Source organism: Bradyrhizobium sp. AZCC 1578 (assembly GCF_036924675.1).
Taxonomy (GTDB): domain Bacteria; phylum Pseudomonadota; class Alphaproteobacteria; order Rhizobiales; family Xanthobacteraceae; genus Bradyrhizobium.
On record NZ_JAZHRZ010000001.1, the window covers coordinates 3295814 to 3312857 of the forward strand.

A 17044-nucleotide genomic window follows, 5' to 3' on the forward strand; every position below is an offset into this window, starting at 1 on the left:
CGGCGGCAGGAGAATTCCTGCCGCCGGCAAGAGCGCTTGCGTTTCTACTGCGCGAGCGCGTTGTACTTGGTGAGCGAGGCCTTGAGTTCGGCCAGCGCCGCGTCCGGATCGCCGCCATTCTTCTTGACGCCCTCGCCCCAGGTCTTGACCAGCGGCTCGGCCGCCTTCTTCCATTGCGCGGTCTGCTCCGGCGTCAGCTTGTAGACCTCGTGACCGGTCATCGCCTTGATCTTTTCGACACCGGCATCCTCGTACTTGCCCCAGGGTTCGCCGACGCGGCCGGCGGCTTCCGTGTTGCAATTGTTGTCGACCGCCTTCTTTTGTTTGTCGGACATCTGGTTGTACTTGTCCTTGTTCATCACGAAGGCAAAGGTCGTGACGTAGATCGGCGCTTCGATGTGATACTTCGTCACCTTGTCGATGCCGAACAGCACCACCGACCCCCATGGGAAGGTAACAGAGTCGGCGACGCCGCGTTCGATGATGTCGCGCACCTCAGGCGCCGAGGACTGCACGTTGGTGCCGCCGAGCTGGGTGACGAAATTCGCCATTGTGGCGTGGGCGGGCCGGATCTTCATGCCCTTGATGTCCTCGGGCGTAACGATTTTCTTCGTCCGGGAATGGAAGGTCGACGGCGAATGGATGAAGGCCAGGCAGAACTTGACGTCCTTCATCTCCTTCTCGGCATATTTGCGATACCAGGCGTCGAGCGCCATCGAGCCGCCCTTGGCGTCCGACATCAGGAAGGGCAATTCACCGGCGCCGATGAGTGGAAACCGCCCCGGCTGATAGCCCGGGTTGATGTAGGTGACATCGGCGATGCCGTCGCGCGCCATGTCGTAATGATCGAATGCCTTGCCGAGCTGCTGCGCCGGGAACACCTTGTATTTGATGGTGCCGCCGGATTCCTTCTCGACCGCCGCGCCCCATTCCTCCAGCGCCTTCTGCAGCGGATGCGACGCCGGCACCCAATGCGACAGTTTCAGTTCGAAGGTTTTTTCCTGCGCCAGCGCAGGTGTCACGCTGGCGGCCAGCAGCATCGCCAGAAATGCTTTCCTCATCGGCATCCTCTCCCTTGGCACGCGGGCTGTTCGATCGCCCGACCTCGTTAATTAACATGTTATCTAACTCGCCCGCCTTTTCAAGGCGAACGTTCAGCCGCGGCGTCTCCTCTTCTCCTGGTCGCCATGTGCACCGCCGCGAAGTACACTCATACTGCTTCGCGCCAATGTCCTTTGCCAAAACCGTTATATGATATAACTACCATTGCAAGATAACTACCATTGCAAGCCTGGGGGCAACCGCCGGCTTGAAACCTATAATACCGGGAGGAGCGGGTATTGAGGACAAAAGTCGCAATCATAGGTGCAGGTCCGGCAGGATTGTTGCTTGGGCAACTACTTCACCGCTACAGCATCGATAACGTCATTCTCGAGCGCCAGACAGGCCAATACGTGCTCGGCCGCATCCGCGCCGGCCTGCTCGAGGAAGGCACGGTGGCGCTGCTCGACGAGGTCGGCGCCGGCGAGCGCGCCCATCGCGAGGGGCTGGTCCACCATGGTCTGGAATTGGCGTTTGGCGGCGCGCGGCACCGCATCGACTTGCACGGCGCCACCGGCAAGACCGTCATGATCTACGGCCAGACCGAGGTGACGCTCGACCTGATGAACGTGCGCAAGGCGGCTGGCCTCACCACCATCTACCAGGCCGCTGACGTCAAACCGCTCGATTTCGAGACCGACCGCCCACGCGTCAGCTACGTCAAGGACGGCGTCACCCACGAGATCGAATGCGACTTCATCGCCGGCTGCGACGGCTTTCATGGCGTCAGCCGCGCCAGCGTAAAGCCGTCCGCGATCCAGAGCTTTGAACGGATCTATCCATTCGGCTGGCTCGGCATCCTCTCGGAGACGCCGCCGGTCAGCCCCGAGCTGATCTACTCGAATCATGCGCGTGGGTTCGCGCTCTGCACCATGCGATCGACCCGGCGCAGCCGCTATTACGTGCAGTGTCCGCTCGACGATCATATCGACCAGTGGCCGGACGAGCGCTTCTGGGACGAACTGAAGCGCCGGATCGACCAGAAGGCGGCCGACGAACTCGTCACCGGCCCCTCGATCGAAAAAAGCATCGCGCCGCTGCGCAGTTTCGTCGCCGAGCCGATGCGGTTCGGCCGGATGTTTTTGGCCGGCGACGCCTCCCACATCGTGCCGCCGACCGGCGCCAAGGGCCTGAACCTTGCCGCCAGCGACGTGCATTACCTCTCGCAGGCGCTGCGCGAATATTACGATGAGAAGTCTTCGGCCGGCATCGACGGCTATTCCGCCAAGGCATTGTCGCGCATCTGGAAGGCCGTGCGCTTCTCCTGGTGGATGACCTCGATGCTGCACAAATTCCCCGACCAGGGCGAATTCGGCGCACGGATTCAGCTCGCCGAGCTGGATTACGTCGTCAACTCGAAGGCGGCGTCCGCGTCGCTGTCGGAGAATTATGTCGGGCTGCCGTTTTAGACGTTTGCGCGCAATATTTTCTCCGTCATTGCGAGGAGCGAAGCGACGAAGCAATCCATGCACCCGCGTATGCGGGACGATGGATTGCTTCGCTCCGCTCGCAATGACGAATGAAGAGCCCCGTGCATTTCAAACACCCGTCGTAATCCCGTTTAAAACTTTGTAGGTGGTGACTTCGATTGGCGCCTTGCGTTCAATGATTGAAAACATCGTCACACCGCGAGCCGCCAATGACCGCATCCGACATTCCCCAAGGCTTCGAGCCGCACACCCGCAAGAGCCCGCTTACCGATCCCTGGGAGCCGCTGTATTCGAAGAAGACCGACAAGGCCATCATCATCGGCCTGCGGCTGGCAAAACCGCACACCAACGGCCGGGGGCTGATTCACGGCGGACTGATTGCGGCGCTGGCCGATAATGGCATGGGCCATAGCTGCGCGCATGTGATGGGCGGGGTGTCGTCGCTGGTGACGATCGGGCTGGCGGTCGATTTCGTCGGCACCGCGGAGGTCGGGCAGTGGCTCGCGGTCGAGAGCGAGGTAGTCAAGACTGGCAGGACGATCTGTTTCGCGCAGAGCCTGATCAAGGCCGACGACGTCGTGATCGCGCGGGCCAATGCGACGTTTCGCGTGGTGCCGAAGAAGGAGCCGGTGTAGCGCCGCGTCCGGGGCACGGTACCTACCCGAAATGCCAGTCGGCTATTTCAGTCACCAGATCGACGAAGGTACGCACCTTCGCCGACAATAGCCGCGAGGTCGGATAGACGATGTGGATCGGCATCGCGGGCTGTTCGAACGGCGTGAGCACGATTCTGAGGCGCCGCGCTTTCAGCGATTCGGCGGCCTGATAGGCCATCACCCGCGTCAGCCCGCCGTCCTGCTCGGCATACTGGATCGCGGCATCCGAGCTATTGGTGGCGAACCGCGGCGTGCTGGCGACACGTATTTCGCGGCCGTCCTCGACGAAACGCCAGTCGAGCGCCGCCGTCATGGCGCCGAACTGGATCGTGTCATGCGCGGAGATGTCCCGTGGCCGCTGCGGCTCGCCGCGCGCCCGGAGATAGCCGGGCGAAGCCACCACGATCCGCCGCATCTCGCCGACATGGCGCGCCACCAGCGTCGAGTCGGGCAGGTGGCCGATTCTAACAGCGAGATCGACGCCGTCCTCAACGAGGTTGATCATGCGGTCGGACAGACGGAGATCGACGGAGACCTCGGGATAGCGCTTCAGGTAGGCGGTCACGATTGCGCTGACATGCAGCCGGCCGAACCCGACCGGCGCCGAGATGACGAGCTGCCCCTCGGGGCGCGTGCGCTCGCCCGCGACGGCGCCCTCGGCCTCCTCGACGTCGGCAAGGATCCGCCGCGCCCGCTCCAGATAGCGTGAGCCGGCGTCGGTCAGCGTCACCTGCCGCGTCGTCCGCTGCAGCAGCCGTGCGCCGAGACGATCCTCCAGCGCCGCAATCAGCCGCGTCACGCCGGACGGAGACAGCCCGAGTTTGCGCGCCGCGGGGGCAAAGCCCCGCAGGTCGGCCACCGCAACAAAGGCCTGCATGGCATCGAGCCGGTCCATGCCTATTATTGCATATCCAGCAATAGTGAAGTGTCAATTCCAAAGATTGTTTAAGTTACGGGAACGTCCATCTTGAAGCCCAAGGACGGTCGTTTAGGCGCTCCGCGGGAGGCTCAGATGTCTGACGTTCACACCTATTCCAGCGATGTCGCCTTCACGCCGGCGGTGAAGGCGATCCAGACCCGCAAGGGCTCGCGCGAGGCCTATGCCAGCGTCGAGGCGCGCGGCGGCTGGCGCGTCGAGATCGACGAAAACCTCGCCAGCTTCCTGGCGGAAACCACGAGCTTCTATCTCGCGACCGCTTCGGCCGACGGCCAGCCTTACATCCAGCACCGCGGCGGGCCGAAGGGCTTTGTCAAAATTCTCGACAACAACACCATTGCGTTCGCCGATTACAGCGGCAACCGGCAGTACATCAGCCAAGGCAATCTATCGGAGAACCCGAAGGCACATATTTTCGTGATGGACTATGCGCATCGCCGGCGCGTGAAGATCTGGGGCGAGGCGCGCGTGGTGGAGGACGATCCGGCGCTCACGAAATCGCTGATGCCGCACGGCTACAAAGCGCGGCCTGAGCAGGTCATCCTGTTCAAGATTGCGGCGTGGGAAACCAACTGCCCGCAGCACATCCCGCAGAAGTTCGACGCCGCCGACGTCGCACAGGCGCTGGCCGTGCGCGACGCCCGCATTGCCGAACTTGAGAGCGAGCTGGCCGCTTTGCAGGGCCGGCCCGCAGCGGCAACGTCGTAATCAGGCGGCCTGCTGCACCGGCGCCCAGGCGAATTCCGGATAGTACAGCAGCATCATCCGGTCGACATAGGCCGTGAGATTGGCGAACTGCTCGGTCCGCTGCCGTAGTGCCGACTCGAAGAACGGCGTCAGGATTCCGGCGAGCGCGCCGAACGCGGTGGCGTCCATGCCGCAGGGTGTTTCGCCCATCAGGAACGGCTTGTCGCCGAGCTGGACCGACAAAGCAAACAACGAGCGCGCGGCAAGATCGATGTCTTCATCCGGCGCATGGCGGCCGAGGCCGCTGAGCAGGTAGTTCTCGGCGACGCGGAACTGGGCGTCCTCGCGCATCTTCTCGCGTAAGTGCGCCGGCGCGCTATCGAAGAAATGCGCAGGGCCCTTGGCAAAATTGTCGCCATCGACCCAGCGCGCGCCGACCAGCGCCCAATAGATATGATGCTCGATCATCCGCTCGAACGCCCAGGCCTGTGCCCGCGCCTGCAGGCTGAGCGGCGCATCGAAATCGAAACCATATTTGGCTTCCAGATGCGCGCGAATGAAGGTGGAATCGGCGATCGTCTCGGCCTCGTCGACGATGTACGGCAACTGCCCCTTGGGCGAAGCCGGCGGCTTGGCCTTCTCCTTGCGATAGGCAAGACCGGCCATCTTGAGCTGGACCTCGGTCTTGGTCACAAAGGGGCTGATCTCCGGCAGGCCGAAGCCGGCACCGAAGCCGAAAAGGGTAATCATGCTGGTCTCCCGATCTCAAAAACGCGCCCGAGGCTAGCGCCCCCCTGCTGCCACCATGGTGTCAGCAGCAGCAGTGCCGGCCGCCTTCCTCCTGCCGCGGCGAACGGGGCTTGCGCGCCCACGACGCAAGCTGCTCATGCGCCAGGGCGCACACGGCGACGAGCGACCGCCATGCCAGCTCAACCATCGCCCAGCGCAGGTCGGTGGTGACGCAGTGGATGGAAACGAGCTGTTCCAATGCAAATCGGTGGGTATTCACGAGGGGTCCGCGGCTTTGCCGGAAGCCGAATTCGCTGAAAATCGTCATGGACAAGTTCCCTTTAATTGAGGTGTTGTCCCGATATACAAAACCCCTGCTGCCAACATGCTGTCAGCATCGCGGGCCATCGATCAGGAAAAGAGACGAGCCATGAGACGGGCCGACCGGCTGTTTCAGATCATTCAGGTGCTCCGGCGCACCCGGAAGCCTTTGACCGCGGACGCGATCGCGGCGGAGCTGGAGACTTCGAAGCGAACCATCTACCGCGATATAACGACCCTGATCGAACAGCGCGTGCCGATCCGCGGCGAAGCCGGCGTCGGCTACATCCTGGAAAAAGGCTTCGACCTGCCGCCCTTGATGCTCACGCCAGATGAGATCGAGGCCTGCGTGCTCGGCGCGCAATGGGTGGTCGGCCACGCCGATCCGGCATTGGCGCGCGCAGCCCAGGACCTGATGGCGAAAGTCGCCGAGACGGTGCCGGAGCGCTTGCGGCCATTCGTGCTGGAGCCGGCCAGCCGCGCCCGACGGGCATGGAACCGGGAGCCCGACCGCATCGACATGGTGCGGACACGGGCGCAGATCCACGACGGCAAAAAGATCACGCTGAACTATCGCGACGAGCATGGCCGCGACAGCCAGCGCACGATCTGGCCGATCGCGGTCGGCTATCACGAGGCGGTGCGGATACTGGCGGCGTGGTGCGAACTGCGGAAGGATTTCCGCAGCTTCCGTACCGACCGCGTCGTCGACGCGGTCTATCACGACGAAAAATATCCGGAACGCCGCGATATCCTGCGGGCGAAATGGCGGCGGAGCCTGGTCTGGGAAGCGCCGAAGGATACCTGAGGCCGGTCGCTGGTCGCGGCCGTCATTCCGGGCTAAACGCTGAAATATGCAAGGAATCGCCGCCGACAACCAAAATCCCTGCCAAGCCTGCGGCGCCTGCTGCAGCTACTCGCAGAACTGGCCGCGTTTCACCACCGAGGACGATGCCGCGCTCGACCTGATCCCGGAACAATTCGTCAACGAACGCTTGTCGGGAATGCGCTGCGAGGGCGATCGCTGTTCGGCGCTGTCAGGCAAGGTCGGCGAGACGACGTCGTGCCTGGTCTACGCGGTGCGGCCCGAGGTGTGCCGCACCTGCATGCCCGGTGACGTGGAATGCGCGATGGCGCGAAAGCGGCACGGATTGCCGGTGTTGGACGTCGTTTCTGCGAACGCAGGGACCCACAACCACAGGGTCGCGTTGTTGAAGAAGGCCGTCGACCCGCGTGCCCAATAACCGCGGCCGCGGCGTATGGGTCCCCGCGTTCGCGGGGACGACGGATAGAGCCTACGCCGTCACCGCTTCGGCAAAATCTTCGTCGTCGATCTCATCCTCGATCGGCTTGAAGGTCGAGAGCGGTTTGGTCGAAAGGGTGATCGGCTTGCGGCCGCCGTGCGATGACGATGAGGCGGAACGCGCGGCGGGTTCGCGCGACAACGCGTAGAGCGTGGAGCCGACCCGGCCGCCGAAATGGATCAGCTCGCGTTCGGTGCAGCTCGCCGCGATGGCGATGGCCAACGCGTGGAGGTGGCTGCGGCGGTAGCAGAACAGTGCCAGCATGGCGCGGACGTCGGATGAAACGCTTTCCACCAGCAGCGACAGCCCGTGCGGATTGGCGCGATACATCTCGCCCAGCAGCTCGTCCCGGACCGGACAGAAATCGTTCTCGAAGGCGTCGCGGCTTGAAAACATTGCGGTTCTCCCTTTTCGGAAGATGCCGTGTAATTCTCTAATGAAGGGTTAACCACCTGCGCCAGTAGTGTTCCGGGGCGCTTGCCAGTGAAGCCTGAACCGGAATCAGAACGTGATTCGTGCCAGCGTGGGTGCGCCTTCCGAATTCGGAGAAGATTGGACTGATGCCCGCCAGGCGGGGTCAGTTCGCCGCCATGAAAATTGCCAGGCCGAAACCGGTGAGATGATGCAGCGCCTGATCGACGCCGATCAGCGTCCAGAACCACGGATGCTCGTTCTCGAGGGTGACGCCGAACCGGGAGGCGATGATCCCCTTGAGGCGGTCGACGGTGATGTGGATGAAGAAATCGATAAACGCGATGAACCAGAATCGCGGCGCGACGATCAGGATCAACGCCAGCGATACCGCGAGGTGCACGAGGCAATGCGCAAGCAGCGGCATCGCCCAGCCGGTCTTTTGATCCTTGCCGATCGCCATCCAGGAAGTTTGCAGCATGAAATCGGCAATGACGTGCTTCACCGTGAGAAGCAGCATCCATCCGATCAGCGCACCTACCGGGATCGAGGACGACATCGAAGGAAACAACAAAGCTGACGCCCTTTGGCTGGGACTGACGAGATGGCGAAAAACCGGGGCCTAGGCTGTCAGCGCAATGTTCTTGTCAAACCCGGACTATTCGAACGTTGCATTATTTATGACATCTCCCGCGGCGGAATGCACCTGTGGGTAGTCTGAAAATCGCACGGTGTGGCGGAACTGCGATACTGCGGCAACCTCCCGCAGCGTGGTCCCCGGGGTTAAGGTTACCCGGCCGGCGCGGTTTGCAATCCCATGGGAGACGGCTATCATCGGCCCGCGGGCAAAATTATCATCCTTTTGTATATATTTACGAATTCATTCGGACGGCCCGCGGCGCCGGCTCGGCCGGCGACACGTCCCTGATCCCCGGGTACGCGCCATGAGTGCTGAAGCCGCAACGCCGCATCCGAAAATGCCGCGTCGCCGCATGCGGGCCGTCAAAAGCAACCGGACCCAGATCCTGCTGTTTTCCATCCTGACGCTAGTCCTGACCGCCGCCGTGGTGTGGGGTGGCCGGACGCTGCTGCGCAATTCCGAGACGCTGGTATTTGCCGTCGGCGATACCAGCGGCCCGGAGGCGCGCTTCGCCGCCCGGCTGGCGACGGTGCTGAAGAACAACTCCTCGCGGCTGCGGCTCAAGATCGTGCCCAACGGCGACAATGCCAGGGCGTTGTCGCAGTTCGACCGCAAGGAGGCCAACCTTGCGATCTTGCGCACCGACGCCAGGATTCCGCCCCGCGCCCGCGCGCTGGCGATCCTCGAACACGACCTGCTTCTCTTGATCAGCCCGAACGGCAAGAAAATCAAATCCATCGCGGAACTGAAGAAAAAGAAGATTGCCGTCATAGCCGACAACGAGAGCGGGCCGGCGCTGGTGCGCAACATTCTCGAGCTCTCTGACACCCCGGATGCGGCGCGGGTCCAGATGGCCCCGCCGGGCGCAACCTTCGACCAGTTGTTTGCCGCAGGCTTCGGCGCCGTGATCAAGATCGCGCACGCCTCGCAGATCGTAAAGGACAAGAGCTACGCGCAATATGCCAGACGCGGCAGCTTTACACTGAACGCGATCGAATCGGCAAAAGCGATCGCGAGGAAGTACCCGGCGATCTCGGAGGAGACGGTGGCGACCGGAATGCTGTCCGCCTCCCCCGCCGTCCCTGCGGAAGACGTCGAGACGATCGGGCTCGAATGGCTGCTGGTCGCCCAATCCAAGCTCTCGACCACCACCGTGGGCGATCTTGCGCGGATCATCTACGAGAACAAGGCCGAGCTTGCGCTACCCGACGGCTTTGCCTCAAAGATCGAGCCCGCAGAGACCGACAAGGACGCCTTCGTCGTGGCGCATCCGGGCGCTGCCGAATACATCAACGACGACACCAAGTCCTTTGTCGAGCGCTACAGCGATTTGATGTATGTGGCGCTATTGGCGCTCAGCATCATCGGCTCGATCTTTGCCGCCATCTACGCCAAGATCACCCGGATCGCGCCGGAGAAGGCCAGCCAGCTCGCGACCGCGATTCTCGATATCGGCGAACGCGTCGAATACGCCAACTCTCTCGACGCGCTCGACGAACTGCAGGACGAGCTGGAAGCGATCCTGCGCGGCGTGGTGATCGGCTTGCGCGACGGCACCATCAGTAGCGACGGGCTGGATACCTTCAAGCTCGGCTATGAATTCGTGCGCGACGAAATCGGCCTGCGCCGCGAACATCTCAAGCGGCATGCCGCGCAGGACCTTCCGCAGGACGACAAGGTCGTGGTCGTAAAGACGGCGCAGAGCGCGTAAGCATGCCCACCATCAGGACCTCGCGCATGGATAGATGGTGGGCACGTCGCTCACGCTCCTTTGCCCACGCTACACGTTAACGGACACCCGTGCCCTTATCTCGGCGATCTTGCGCTTGAGCGCGGCCTGCCGCGGGTCGGGCGAGACGGCGGCGCGCGCTTCGGCTATCGCGCCGGCGAGATCTGACAAGGCCAGCACGCCATCGAAGGTCGGCTTGGCAAGCCCGTCGATGATCGCGTTCCAGTCCGCCATGCCCTGCCGATAGACGTCGCCATAGCCCTCGATCATGGTCGCGGTCCGGATGATCGTGGGCGCGGCTTGGGGTTGTTTGGTCAGGCTGCGGTCGATCATGTGCAGCCAGCGTTCGACCCAGACCCGCTCCTTGGCATAACGCACCGAAAGCAGCCGCCATCGCCGCAGCCCGGCCTCGATCTTGAGGCGGCGAATGCCGAAGCGGCTTTTCGTACTGAAGCGGATGGAGACACGCTTGTGCGACCATCCGGCCCATTCCAGCGCATCCAGGACGTATTCGGCAATGACGGCGGGAAGCACGCCGATCAGCTCTTCAAGCCGGAATTTCCTGATATCCACGGACCCGGCCGACGCGCCGGGCGGGCCATTGAGTTCGGCGAGCTTGAGCTGCGCGATCCGGATCGGGTCCTGATAGCTCATGCGCACCGCCATCAGCCGCGCTATTTCGCCGAGCATCACGTCGTCGACGCCTCGTTTGCCGATGAACCGCCGCAGCCGGTCGACATAGAGCCGGGCGTAGCTCGGGCCCTGATAGTCGATGAGGAGATGGATGGCCTCGCTCGCCACCGCCATCACCGGCTCCGGCAGTCCTTCGGGCAGGAATGGCGGCTCGTCGTCATCCTCGCCGATGAAATCGGCTAGGAGATAACGTAAAGACGACAGGAACCCGCGGTCTGACACTCTCCGTGCTCCGGCCTCTACGCAGGCTTCGGCTCGGCGGTGGACGCCAAATGCTGAGCCAGCCGCTTTTCCGCCGCGTCCAGGTTCTGGAACAGGCGAGCGCTGGCAAGGCGAAGGAAGTAGAAGCCGAACGCGGGGTTCTGCACGTAAAGTTCCTCGACCTTGGTGTAGCTGACGCTCAGGATGAGGCCGCTCTCGATACATTCCAGCGTCTGGGTTCGCGTGTTCGAAGGCGACAGCATGCCGAGTTCGCCGACGATGGCGCCGACCGGCAGCACGATGCCTGATTCAACCAGCTTGAATTTGCCGCTGACGATATAGAGCATGTCCTCGGCCTTCTCGTCCTTGTAGAACAGGATCTCGCCGGCCGTGCAGTTGCGTTCGGTCATGAACGGCTTCAGCCATTCCATCGACAGGTCGCTGTTGACTGATTTCTTCACGTCGCGCACCAACTGCAGCATCTGATGCAGGCGGTAGGAGTTGACCAGCAGCATGGCGAGCTGCACCACCATGACCAGGTAGTTGCGGGCCGGGATCGCCGTCAGGATCAGGATGACGTTGGCGAGAATACCGAAGACCCGCAACGGGATCATGGTCTTCATCGTGGTGGTGGCGACCACGAAAATTGTTGCGAACAGCGCGCCCGCCGTTCCTGCGTGTTGTGCCAGATGAGACGTATCCATTGGAAGCCAACCAAATTCTTCAGGGCGTGAATTTTTCGCGATTCTGCCGCGGCGCCCACTATCGTAATGCCCGCAGGGCCCTTTTGGTATACGAGGAAAAGGCGACGTTTTGTCGGGATTCTCACTATTCCCGGGTAAAATTCACGTCCATATAGCGGCCCGAACCCGACCGCCTGGCGCAGCGGGCGCGAGGGCATCGTTGACGGCCTTCCCGGCGGCAGGCACGGTTCGTTCGCGATGACGGCTGAACAATGGAGCGAATAATGTCCGATACAGCCGAGGCGGCAAGCGCGCCCATCCTCGAGATCAGCGGCCCGCGTGCCACCATCCGCCTCAACCGGCCGAAACATCTGAACCGGCTGCAGAGCGAGGACCTCGGCGAACTCATGAAACTGTTCGACCGGATCGAGGCCGATCCCGCGATCCGCGTGCTGGTGCTGACCGGCACCGACCGCGCGTTCAGTGCGGGCTATGATCTCAATTCGGTCGCGGACCGAGCGACCAGCGAGAAGGAACAGCCGAGCGCGGGATCGGCATTCGAAGCAGTGGTCGACCGGCTGGAGGACCTCGGCGTGCCAACGATCTGCCGGCTCAATGGCGGCGTCTATGGCGGCTCGACCGACCTGGCGCTGGCCTGCGATTTCCGTGTCGGGGTCGATACGGCCGAAATGTTCATGCCGGCGGCGCGGCTCGGCCTGCACTACTACAAGAGCGGAATTAGGCGCTACGTCTCGCGGCTCGGCGTCGACAATGCAAAGATGCTGTTTCTCACCGCGCAGAAAATTGCCGCGCCGGAAATGCTGCGGATCGGTTACCTCACTGCCATGGTGCCGGTAGAGATGCTGGACGAGGAAGTGGATGGTCTCGCCGCTATCCTGGCCGGCAACGCGCCGCTGGCGATGCGCGGCATGAAGCGCGCCATCAACGAATTCGCCCGCGGCAAGCTTGACGAAGCGGCCGCCGACCTGCGCCATCGCGAAAGTATGCGCAGCGCCGAGATCAAGGAAGGCATCGAGGCGTTCGCGGAAAAGCGGCCGCCGAAGTTCTGAGCGAAAAGTTCAGGCACGCCTGGTACGCATCGCCCGGACCTGCTGGATAGCAGGATCGCGCGCAAGCGCCTGGTAGCGCTTGCTGTCAACCGCATGGATCGCGACGCGCCCCTCGTCATCGGCGTGCACGCCCCAGCCGAAGCGCTTGCCGAGGCCCGACGCTCTCAGGCATGCCTGCCCTTTTGAGAAGAATTCCTCGCGGGCAAGGCTTAGCTCCTGCTTCGTCGCCTTGGCACCGAGCTGCCGGCCGCGGGCGGAGGTCGCGAATATCACGTCGTCGGACGTGTATTTGTAGGGCGCTTCCACAATCATCTTGTACTGCAGGCCGGCAACCGTCGGATTGCCCGCGCGGGCCGGCGGTTCCTCGCCGCTACGCGCGGGACAATCCTCCGCGACCTGGATGAAGGTGTTGAAGCAGTTGGTGGTGTAAACTGTCTTTGTCATCCAGCGATCAAACCTCGTCGCGCCATTCACCCGCAAGCCGCGGCGTGCTGCGCCGCCATGGCATCATCGGCGGCGCTGATCCGCTGGAAGGCGGGCCGCGACGTAATGCGCTCGGCATAGGCCTTGAACACGTCCTTTTCGGGCACGAGGCCGAACATCATCGTCCAATTGAACGCGACGCCCCAGAGAATATCGGCAGCCGTCATGCGGTCCCCGAGCAGATAAGGCCCCCTGGAAAGCTGCGTCTCCAGGACGCCCAGCATGGAGTCGTAGTCGGAATAGGGCGATTGCGTCGGCGGTGCCGGTTCGTGCTTCATGAACTTGTCGATCAGAGCTGGCTCGAAGGACGAACCATAGTAGGCGATCCAGCGCAGATACGGGCCACGCCTGGGATCGTCAAGCGCGGGCGTCAGCCCGGCTTCCGGAAACAGGTCGGCGAGATAGATGTAGATGGCGACCTGTTCGGTCACCAGCGCCTCGCCATGGCGGATCAACGGCACCTTGCCCAGCGGATTGATGGCGAGATAGGCCGGCTGCCGCTGCTCGCCCGCCTTCATGTTCAGGACATGAAGATCGTAAGGCGCCCCCAATTCCTCCAGCAGCACCCGCGTGCCGGTCGCGCGGGTCTGCGGCGAGTAGTAAAGGGTGATGCGATCCTTGCTGGTCATTGGCAGTCTCCTTTTCCCCCCACGGGTGTCCCCCCCTCTATGCCCGACCATACCTGACATCCTGTGTCAGGTATGGTTTAAGAGAAGCCATGCGCGCAAGCCGGTTGCTTTCCATCCTCACCACCTTGCAGGCGCGGGGACAGGTCACCGCGCCTGAACTCGCTGATACCTGCGAAGTTTCGGTGCGTACCATCTATCGCGACATCGATGCACTCGCCGCCGCCGGCATCCCCATCTATGCCGAGCGCGGCGCGGAAGGCGGCTATCGCCTGCTTGACGGCTATCGCGTGCGGCTGAATGGCCTGTCGCAACCGGAGGCCGAGGCGCTGTTCATGACGGGACTGCCAGGGCCTGCAGCCGCGCTCGGCCTCGACGCCGCAATGATGGCGGCGCAGACCAAGCTGATGGCGGCGCTGCCGGCCAATCTGCGCCCGAATGCCGGCCGGATGCAGGAGCGCTTTCATCTCGATGCCCCAGGCTGGTTTGGTGAGGCCGAGCAGCCCAAACATCTGCGTGCGATTGCCAGCGCGCTGCTGCGCGAGTGCCTGATCGAAATCCGCTACCAGAGCTGGAGGGCCGAGAAGCGCCGCCGCGTCGCGCCGCTCGGGCTCGTGCTGAAGGGCGGAAGCTGGTATCTCGCCGGACACATCGACGGCAGCGTGCGCACCTATCGCGTCGCGCGCGTTCTGGATTGCAACGTTCTGGATGAGCGTTTCGTCTGGCCCACCAATTTCGATCTCGCTGCCTATTGGCAAGCCGCAACGCTTCGGCTCGAAGCCGAGATGCATCCGGACTCCGCCACCGTCCGGCTATCGCCGTTTGGCGTAAAACTGCTCGACGCCTTGAGCCAGCCCTATGTGAGGACGCGCACCCGTATCGAGGAGACTGCCGATGCGGCCGGCTGGCGGATTGCCGTCGTGCCGATCGGGAAAACGGTGTGGCATGCCGCCGCCGAACTGCTGCGCCTCGGCGCGGAGGCCGAGGTGCTGGCACCAGCCGAGCTGCGCGACAAGATGGCCGAGCTCACACAAGCCATGGCCGCCCGCTATCAGACAGTGCGGAGCGCACATCCTGATCGAAAGAATGTCCGAAAATCTCGTCCCACGAAACACTCCTGAAACACGATTCTCCCCTTCGCACGTGAACGCAAGCCGCGCCTGATCCGACTGATGCGCAGGGACGCAACAACGGCCTCGTGCCAAGCAACTGGAGAGAATGAGTATGTTTCGCAAGGTTACCCTCGGACTGATTGCCGCCGCCTCGCTGACCATTGCCGCTGCAGCGCCCGCTTCCGCCGGCGGCTTCTACCACGGCCATCACTGGGCCCATGGCTACGGCTGGGGTCCTGCCATCGGCGTCGGCTTCGGCGGCGTCTATGTCGACACCGGTTTCAACGGCTGCCTGCAGCAGCGCTGGGTCGAAACCCGCCGCGGCATGCGCCTGCGCACCGTGAACGTCTGCGCCTACTGATCAAACCAGCGCTTGTAAGAAAGATCCCGGCCGCGCCAGCGACCGGGATTTTTCCGCTTGCCTGACACGTTGACCCCTGCCCGCTGCAGCCATATTGTGGCGCCTGCGGTGCAAGCCGCGCCCGGGCCCGCGGGAAGGGTTGAACCCACTTGCAGCTTTCGAGCGACAGCTAGAGCCTTTGTGCAGCCGGTATTGCGGGCCGTCGGCGATGTCATGCACGGAGGTGTCTGATGAACCGGTCTCCCGATCGATTGAATCTCGATCATCTGAAGAAACAAGCCAAGGAATTGATCCGCCTGTATCGAAGCCGCGATCCGGCGGCGATGGCGCGGTTTCGCCATGCGCTGCCGGCGGCGGCCAGCCGCAGCGATGGCGACATTGCGTCCCTCGAACTTCGCCTGCACGACGCGCAATCATGCATCGCGCGCGAGGACGGCTTTGCGTCATGGCCTGACCTGAAACAATACGTCGAAGTGCAGATGGCAGCGCGCAACGAGCGCGCCGCTCGCGTCCTGCACTGGGCGCAGCTCATCTATTCCGGCGACGTCAGCGGCGCGGCCAACCGCGCCAACCCGCGCGTCGCGCTGCGCATCCTGGCCGATGATCCCGAACTCGTCGCGGGCGATCCTTATCTCGCCTGCGCGACCGGCGACGAAAGCGCGCTGCGGCGAGCGACACAGGCCGATCCGGACTGGATCAACCGTCCCGGCGGCCCACTGCGATTGCCGCCGCTGTTCGCGGTCGCGCATTCGAGCCTGCTGCGCGTGGAAGAACTTCGCGAGCGCCTGCATCGCTGCGCGCAATCGCTCATCGCGGCAGGCGCCGACGTCAACCAGCACATCTACAGCCGCTGGCCGCCTGGATCGCTGAACGAGCCCGACCAACGCTATCCGCTCTCGACGCTCTATGGCGCGGCCGGCAGCAACCATGATCCGACGCTGACCAAATTGCTGCTCGAAACGGGAGCAGATCCCAATGACGGCGAATCGCTTTATCATTCATTGGAGAATCCGGCGTGCACGCGGCTATTGCTGGAGCACGGCGCACGGATCGCAGAGAGCAACGCGATCTACCGCTCGATCGATCTCGAAGACGATACCGCGCTAAAACTGTTGCTGCAGCATGGCGGCGATCCGAACGAGCCGGCGCGGAATAAGCCGCTGACCGATTGGGGTTCACCGCTCGCATGGGCCATCTACCACCGCCGCCCCCGTCACGTGAAGGCCCTGCTGGATGCGGGGGCCGATCCATCGCGCTCCACGCCGGAAGGCCTCAGCCCGTACCGGCTGGCGCTGCAGTTCGGGCTTACCGAGGCTGCCGCGCTGCTGCGAGCGCGAACCGATGCGCCTGAGATTTCCGACGATGAACGCTTTGTCGCCGCATGCGCGCGCGGTGACGAAGCCGAGGCACGTGCGGTGGCTTCGCACCGCCCCGATCTGCCGACCTCGCTGTCGCCGGCGCAATTGCGACTGTTGCCTGATATGGCCGCGGCAGGCGCCGACGACGTCGTCAAGCTGATGGTCAGGCTCGGCTGGCCGATCGCGGTGCGCGGCGGCGACTGGGATGCATCCGCGCTCAATCTCGCGGTGTTCCGCGGCAACGCCGCGCTGACGCGCTTCCTGCTCGAACACGGCGCTGATTGGACCGAGCGGCACGGCCACGGCGACAATGCATCCGGCACGCTCGGCTGGGCCTCCTGCAACGAGCCGGTCGAGGGCGGCGATTGGCTCGGCTGCGCACGCGCCCTGCTCGATCACGGCATGCCGGGCGCAACGGCCATCCCAGGCGATCCCGAGTGGGTGATGATCGCAGGAATCAAGAAGCGGTTTTCGGACGAAGTCGCCGAGCTATTGCTGGGTTAGGCTGCCGC

At 63.3% G+C, this 17044-nt stretch carries 20 protein-coding genes; 10 read left to right on the forward strand and 10 right to left on the reverse strand.

What is annotated here, in order from left to right:
* Positions 1–44 precede the first annotated feature (44 nt).
* The gene (locus V1290_RS15730; RefSeq protein WP_334365261.1) at positions 45–1061 is read right to left on the reverse strand and encodes a TRAP transporter substrate-binding protein; all 1017 of its coding nucleotides are present in this window, start codon (positions 1059–1061) and stop codon (positions 45–47) included.
* A 279-nt stretch (positions 1062–1340) separates the two neighbouring features.
* On the opposite strand from V1290_RS15730, the gene pobA reads away from it, so the two are divergent.
* Positions 1341–2510, forward strand: a complete 1170-nt coding sequence (pobA, locus tag V1290_RS15735; RefSeq protein WP_334365262.1) for a 4-hydroxybenzoate 3-monooxygenase — start codon at positions 1341–1343, stop codon at positions 2508–2510.
* Positions 2511–2740: 230 nt separating this feature from the next.
* Complete coding sequence (locus V1290_RS15740; protein ID WP_334365264.1) at positions 2741–3166, forward strand: PaaI family thioesterase; 426 nt, start codon at positions 2741–2743, stop codon at positions 3164–3166.
* A 22-nt stretch (positions 3167–3188) separates the two neighbouring features.
* Here the strand turns inward: V1290_RS15740 and V1290_RS15745 are convergent, their stop codons facing one another.
* The gene (locus V1290_RS15745; protein ID WP_334365265.1) at positions 3189–4082 is read right to left on the reverse strand and encodes a LysR family transcriptional regulator; all 894 of its coding nucleotides are present in this window, start codon (positions 4080–4082) and stop codon (positions 3189–3191) included.
* A gap of 117 nt (positions 4083–4199) precedes the next feature.
* On the opposite strand from V1290_RS15745, the gene V1290_RS15750 reads away from it, so the two are divergent.
* Positions 4200–4832 (forward strand): pyridoxamine 5'-phosphate oxidase family protein, encoded by a 633-nt coding sequence (locus tag V1290_RS15750; protein WP_334365266.1) that lies wholly within the window; start codon positions 4200–4202, stop codon positions 4830–4832.
* On the opposite strand, the gene V1290_RS15755 is transcribed toward V1290_RS15750, so the two are convergent.
* Together V1290_RS15755 and V1290_RS15760 are read right to left on the reverse strand one after the other, a co-directional pair.
* A complete protein-coding gene (locus tag V1290_RS15755; protein WP_334365267.1) occupies positions 4833–5561 on the reverse strand; it encodes a glutathione S-transferase family protein in 729 nt (242 codons plus the stop codon).
* 61 nt (positions 5562–5622) lie between these two features.
* On the reverse strand, positions 5623–5868 hold the full coding sequence (locus V1290_RS15760) for a hypothetical protein (protein WP_334365268.1): 246 nt from the start codon (positions 5866–5868) through the stop codon (positions 5623–5625).
* Positions 5869–5970: 102 nt separating this feature from the next.
* On the opposite strand from V1290_RS15760, the gene V1290_RS15765 reads away from it, so the two are divergent.
* Both V1290_RS15765 and V1290_RS15770 read left to right on the forward strand, forming a co-directional pair.
* On the forward strand, positions 5971–6669 hold the full coding sequence (locus V1290_RS15765) for a helix-turn-helix transcriptional regulator (protein ID WP_028351726.1): 699 nt from the start codon (positions 5971–5973) through the stop codon (positions 6667–6669).
* Positions 6670–6715: 46 nt separating this feature from the next.
* A complete protein-coding gene (locus V1290_RS15770; protein ID WP_334365269.1) occupies positions 6716–7105 on the forward strand; it encodes a YkgJ family cysteine cluster protein in 390 nt (129 codons plus the stop codon).
* Between the two features lie 51 nt (positions 7106–7156).
* Here the strand turns inward: V1290_RS15770 and V1290_RS15775 are convergent, their stop codons facing one another.
* Together V1290_RS15775 and V1290_RS15780 are read right to left on the reverse strand one after the other, a co-directional pair.
* Positions 7157–7561, reverse strand: a complete 405-nt coding sequence (locus V1290_RS15775) for a hypothetical protein (RefSeq protein ID WP_065747542.1) — start codon at positions 7559–7561, stop codon at positions 7157–7159.
* A gap of 181 nt (positions 7562–7742) precedes the next feature.
* Positions 7743–8096 (reverse strand): DUF3307 domain-containing protein, encoded by a 354-nt coding sequence (locus V1290_RS15780; RefSeq protein ID WP_334369045.1) that lies wholly within the window; start codon positions 8094–8096, stop codon positions 7743–7745.
* A gap of 424 nt (positions 8097–8520) precedes the next feature.
* Between V1290_RS15780 and V1290_RS15785 the strand changes: the two genes are divergently transcribed.
* Positions 8521–9927: a TAXI family TRAP transporter solute-binding subunit gene (locus tag V1290_RS15785; RefSeq protein ID WP_334365270.1), complete on the forward strand. Its 1407-nt coding sequence runs from the start codon at positions 8521–8523 to the stop codon at positions 9925–9927.
* A 69-nt stretch (positions 9928–9996) separates the two neighbouring features.
* Here V1290_RS15785 and V1290_RS15790 read toward each other — a convergent pair whose 3' ends face one another.
* A complete protein-coding gene (locus tag V1290_RS15790) occupies positions 9997–10860 on the reverse strand; it encodes a DUF6537 domain-containing protein (RefSeq protein ID WP_334365271.1) in 864 nt (287 codons plus the stop codon).
* Positions 10861–10877: 17 nt separating this feature from the next.
* Positions 10878–11543, reverse strand: a complete 666-nt coding sequence (locus tag V1290_RS15795) for a Crp/Fnr family transcriptional regulator (RefSeq protein WP_334365272.1) — start codon at positions 11541–11543, stop codon at positions 10878–10880.
* A 263-nt stretch (positions 11544–11806) separates the two neighbouring features.
* Between V1290_RS15795 and V1290_RS15800 the strand changes: the two genes are divergently transcribed.
* A complete protein-coding gene (locus V1290_RS15800) occupies positions 11807–12592 on the forward strand; it encodes an enoyl-CoA hydratase/isomerase family protein (RefSeq protein WP_334365273.1) in 786 nt (261 codons plus the stop codon).
* Positions 12593–12601: 9 nt separating this feature from the next.
* On the opposite strand, the gene V1290_RS15805 is transcribed toward V1290_RS15800, so the two are convergent.
* Both V1290_RS15805 and V1290_RS15810 read right to left on the reverse strand, forming a co-directional pair.
* Positions 12602–13036, reverse strand: coding sequence for a DUF6157 family protein (locus V1290_RS15805; protein ID WP_334365274.1), 435 nt, complete (start codon positions 13034–13036; stop codon positions 12602–12604).
* Positions 13037–13062: 26 nt separating this feature from the next.
* Positions 13063–13704 carry a glutathione S-transferase family protein gene (locus V1290_RS15810; RefSeq protein WP_334365275.1) on the reverse strand — a complete coding sequence of 214 codons (642 nt, stop codon included), beginning with the start codon at positions 13702–13704 and terminating at the stop codon, positions 13063–13065.
* Between the two features lie 89 nt (positions 13705–13793).
* Between V1290_RS15810 and V1290_RS15815 the strand changes: the two genes are divergently transcribed.
* From V1290_RS15815 to V1290_RS15825, 3 genes are all read left to right on the forward strand, one after another.
* A complete protein-coding gene (locus V1290_RS15815) occupies positions 13794–14822 on the forward strand; it encodes a helix-turn-helix transcriptional regulator (RefSeq protein WP_334365276.1) in 1029 nt (342 codons plus the stop codon).
* Positions 14823–14925: 103 nt separating this feature from the next.
* A complete protein-coding gene (locus tag V1290_RS15820; RefSeq protein ID WP_334365277.1) occupies positions 14926–15174 on the forward strand; it encodes a hypothetical protein in 249 nt (82 codons plus the stop codon).
* A gap of 230 nt (positions 15175–15404) precedes the next feature.
* Positions 15405–17036 (forward strand): ankyrin repeat domain-containing protein, encoded by a 1632-nt coding sequence (locus tag V1290_RS15825; protein ID WP_334365278.1) that lies wholly within the window; start codon positions 15405–15407, stop codon positions 17034–17036.
* Positions 17037–17044 lie beyond the last annotated feature (8 nt).

What these genes read in the sequence shown, in the direction of transcription:
- V1290_RS15800 (WP_334365273.1), top strand. Translation starts at nt 11,807, where the DNA reads ATGTCCGATACAGCCGAGGCGGCAAGCGCGCCCATCCTCGAGATCAGC.
- V1290_RS15785 (WP_334365270.1), top strand. Translation starts at nt 8,521, where the DNA reads ATGAGTGCTGAAGCCGCAACGCCGCATCCGAAAATGCCGCGTCGCCGC.
- V1290_RS15775 (WP_065747542.1), bottom strand. Translation starts at nt 7,561, where the DNA reads ATGTTTTCAAGCCGCGACGCCTTCGAGAACGATTTCTGTCCGGTCCGG.
- V1290_RS15780 (WP_334369045.1), bottom strand. Translation starts at nt 8,096, where the DNA reads ATGCTGCTTCTCACGGTGAAGCACGTCATTGCCGATTTCATGCTGCAA.
- V1290_RS15755 (WP_334365267.1), bottom strand. Translation starts at nt 5,561, where the DNA reads ATGATTACCCTTTTCGGCTTCGGTGCCGGCTTCGGCCTGCCGGAGATC.
- V1290_RS15760 (WP_334365268.1), bottom strand. Translation starts at nt 5,868, where the DNA reads ATGACGATTTTCAGCGAATTCGGCTTCCGGCAAAGCCGCGGACCCCTC.
- V1290_RS15740 (WP_334365264.1), top strand. Translation starts at nt 2,741, where the DNA reads ATGACCGCATCCGACATTCCCCAAGGCTTCGAGCCGCACACCCGCAAG.
- V1290_RS15810 (WP_334365275.1), bottom strand. Translation starts at nt 13,704, where the DNA reads ATGACCAGCAAGGATCGCATCACCCTTTACTACTCGCCGCAGACCCGC.
- V1290_RS15745 (WP_334365265.1), bottom strand. Translation starts at nt 4,082, where the DNA reads ATGGACCGGCTCGATGCCATGCAGGCCTTTGTTGCGGTGGCCGACCTG.
- V1290_RS15805 (WP_334365274.1), bottom strand. Translation starts at nt 13,036, where the DNA reads ATGACAAAGACAGTTTACACCACCAACTGCTTCAACACCTTCATCCAG.
- V1290_RS15825 (WP_334365278.1), top strand. Translation starts at nt 15,405, where the DNA reads ATGAACCGGTCTCCCGATCGATTGAATCTCGATCATCTGAAGAAACAA.
- V1290_RS15730 (WP_334365261.1), bottom strand. Translation starts at nt 1,061, where the DNA reads ATGAGGAAAGCATTTCTGGCGATGCTGCTGGCCGCCAGCGTGACACCT.
- V1290_RS15770 (WP_334365269.1), top strand. Translation starts at nt 6,716, where the DNA reads ATGCAAGGAATCGCCGCCGACAACCAAAATCCCTGCCAAGCCTGCGGC.
- V1290_RS15795 (WP_334365272.1), bottom strand. Translation starts at nt 11,543, where the DNA reads ATGGATACGTCTCATCTGGCACAACACGCAGGAACGGCGGGCGCGCTG.
- V1290_RS15750 (WP_334365266.1), top strand. Translation starts at nt 4,200, where the DNA reads ATGTCTGACGTTCACACCTATTCCAGCGATGTCGCCTTCACGCCGGCG.
- V1290_RS15765 (WP_028351726.1), top strand. Translation starts at nt 5,971, where the DNA reads ATGAGACGGGCCGACCGGCTGTTTCAGATCATTCAGGTGCTCCGGCGC.
- V1290_RS15820 (WP_334365277.1), top strand. Translation starts at nt 14,926, where the DNA reads ATGTTTCGCAAGGTTACCCTCGGACTGATTGCCGCCGCCTCGCTGACC.
- V1290_RS15815 (WP_334365276.1), top strand. Translation starts at nt 13,794, where the DNA reads ATGCGCGCAAGCCGGTTGCTTTCCATCCTCACCACCTTGCAGGCGCGG.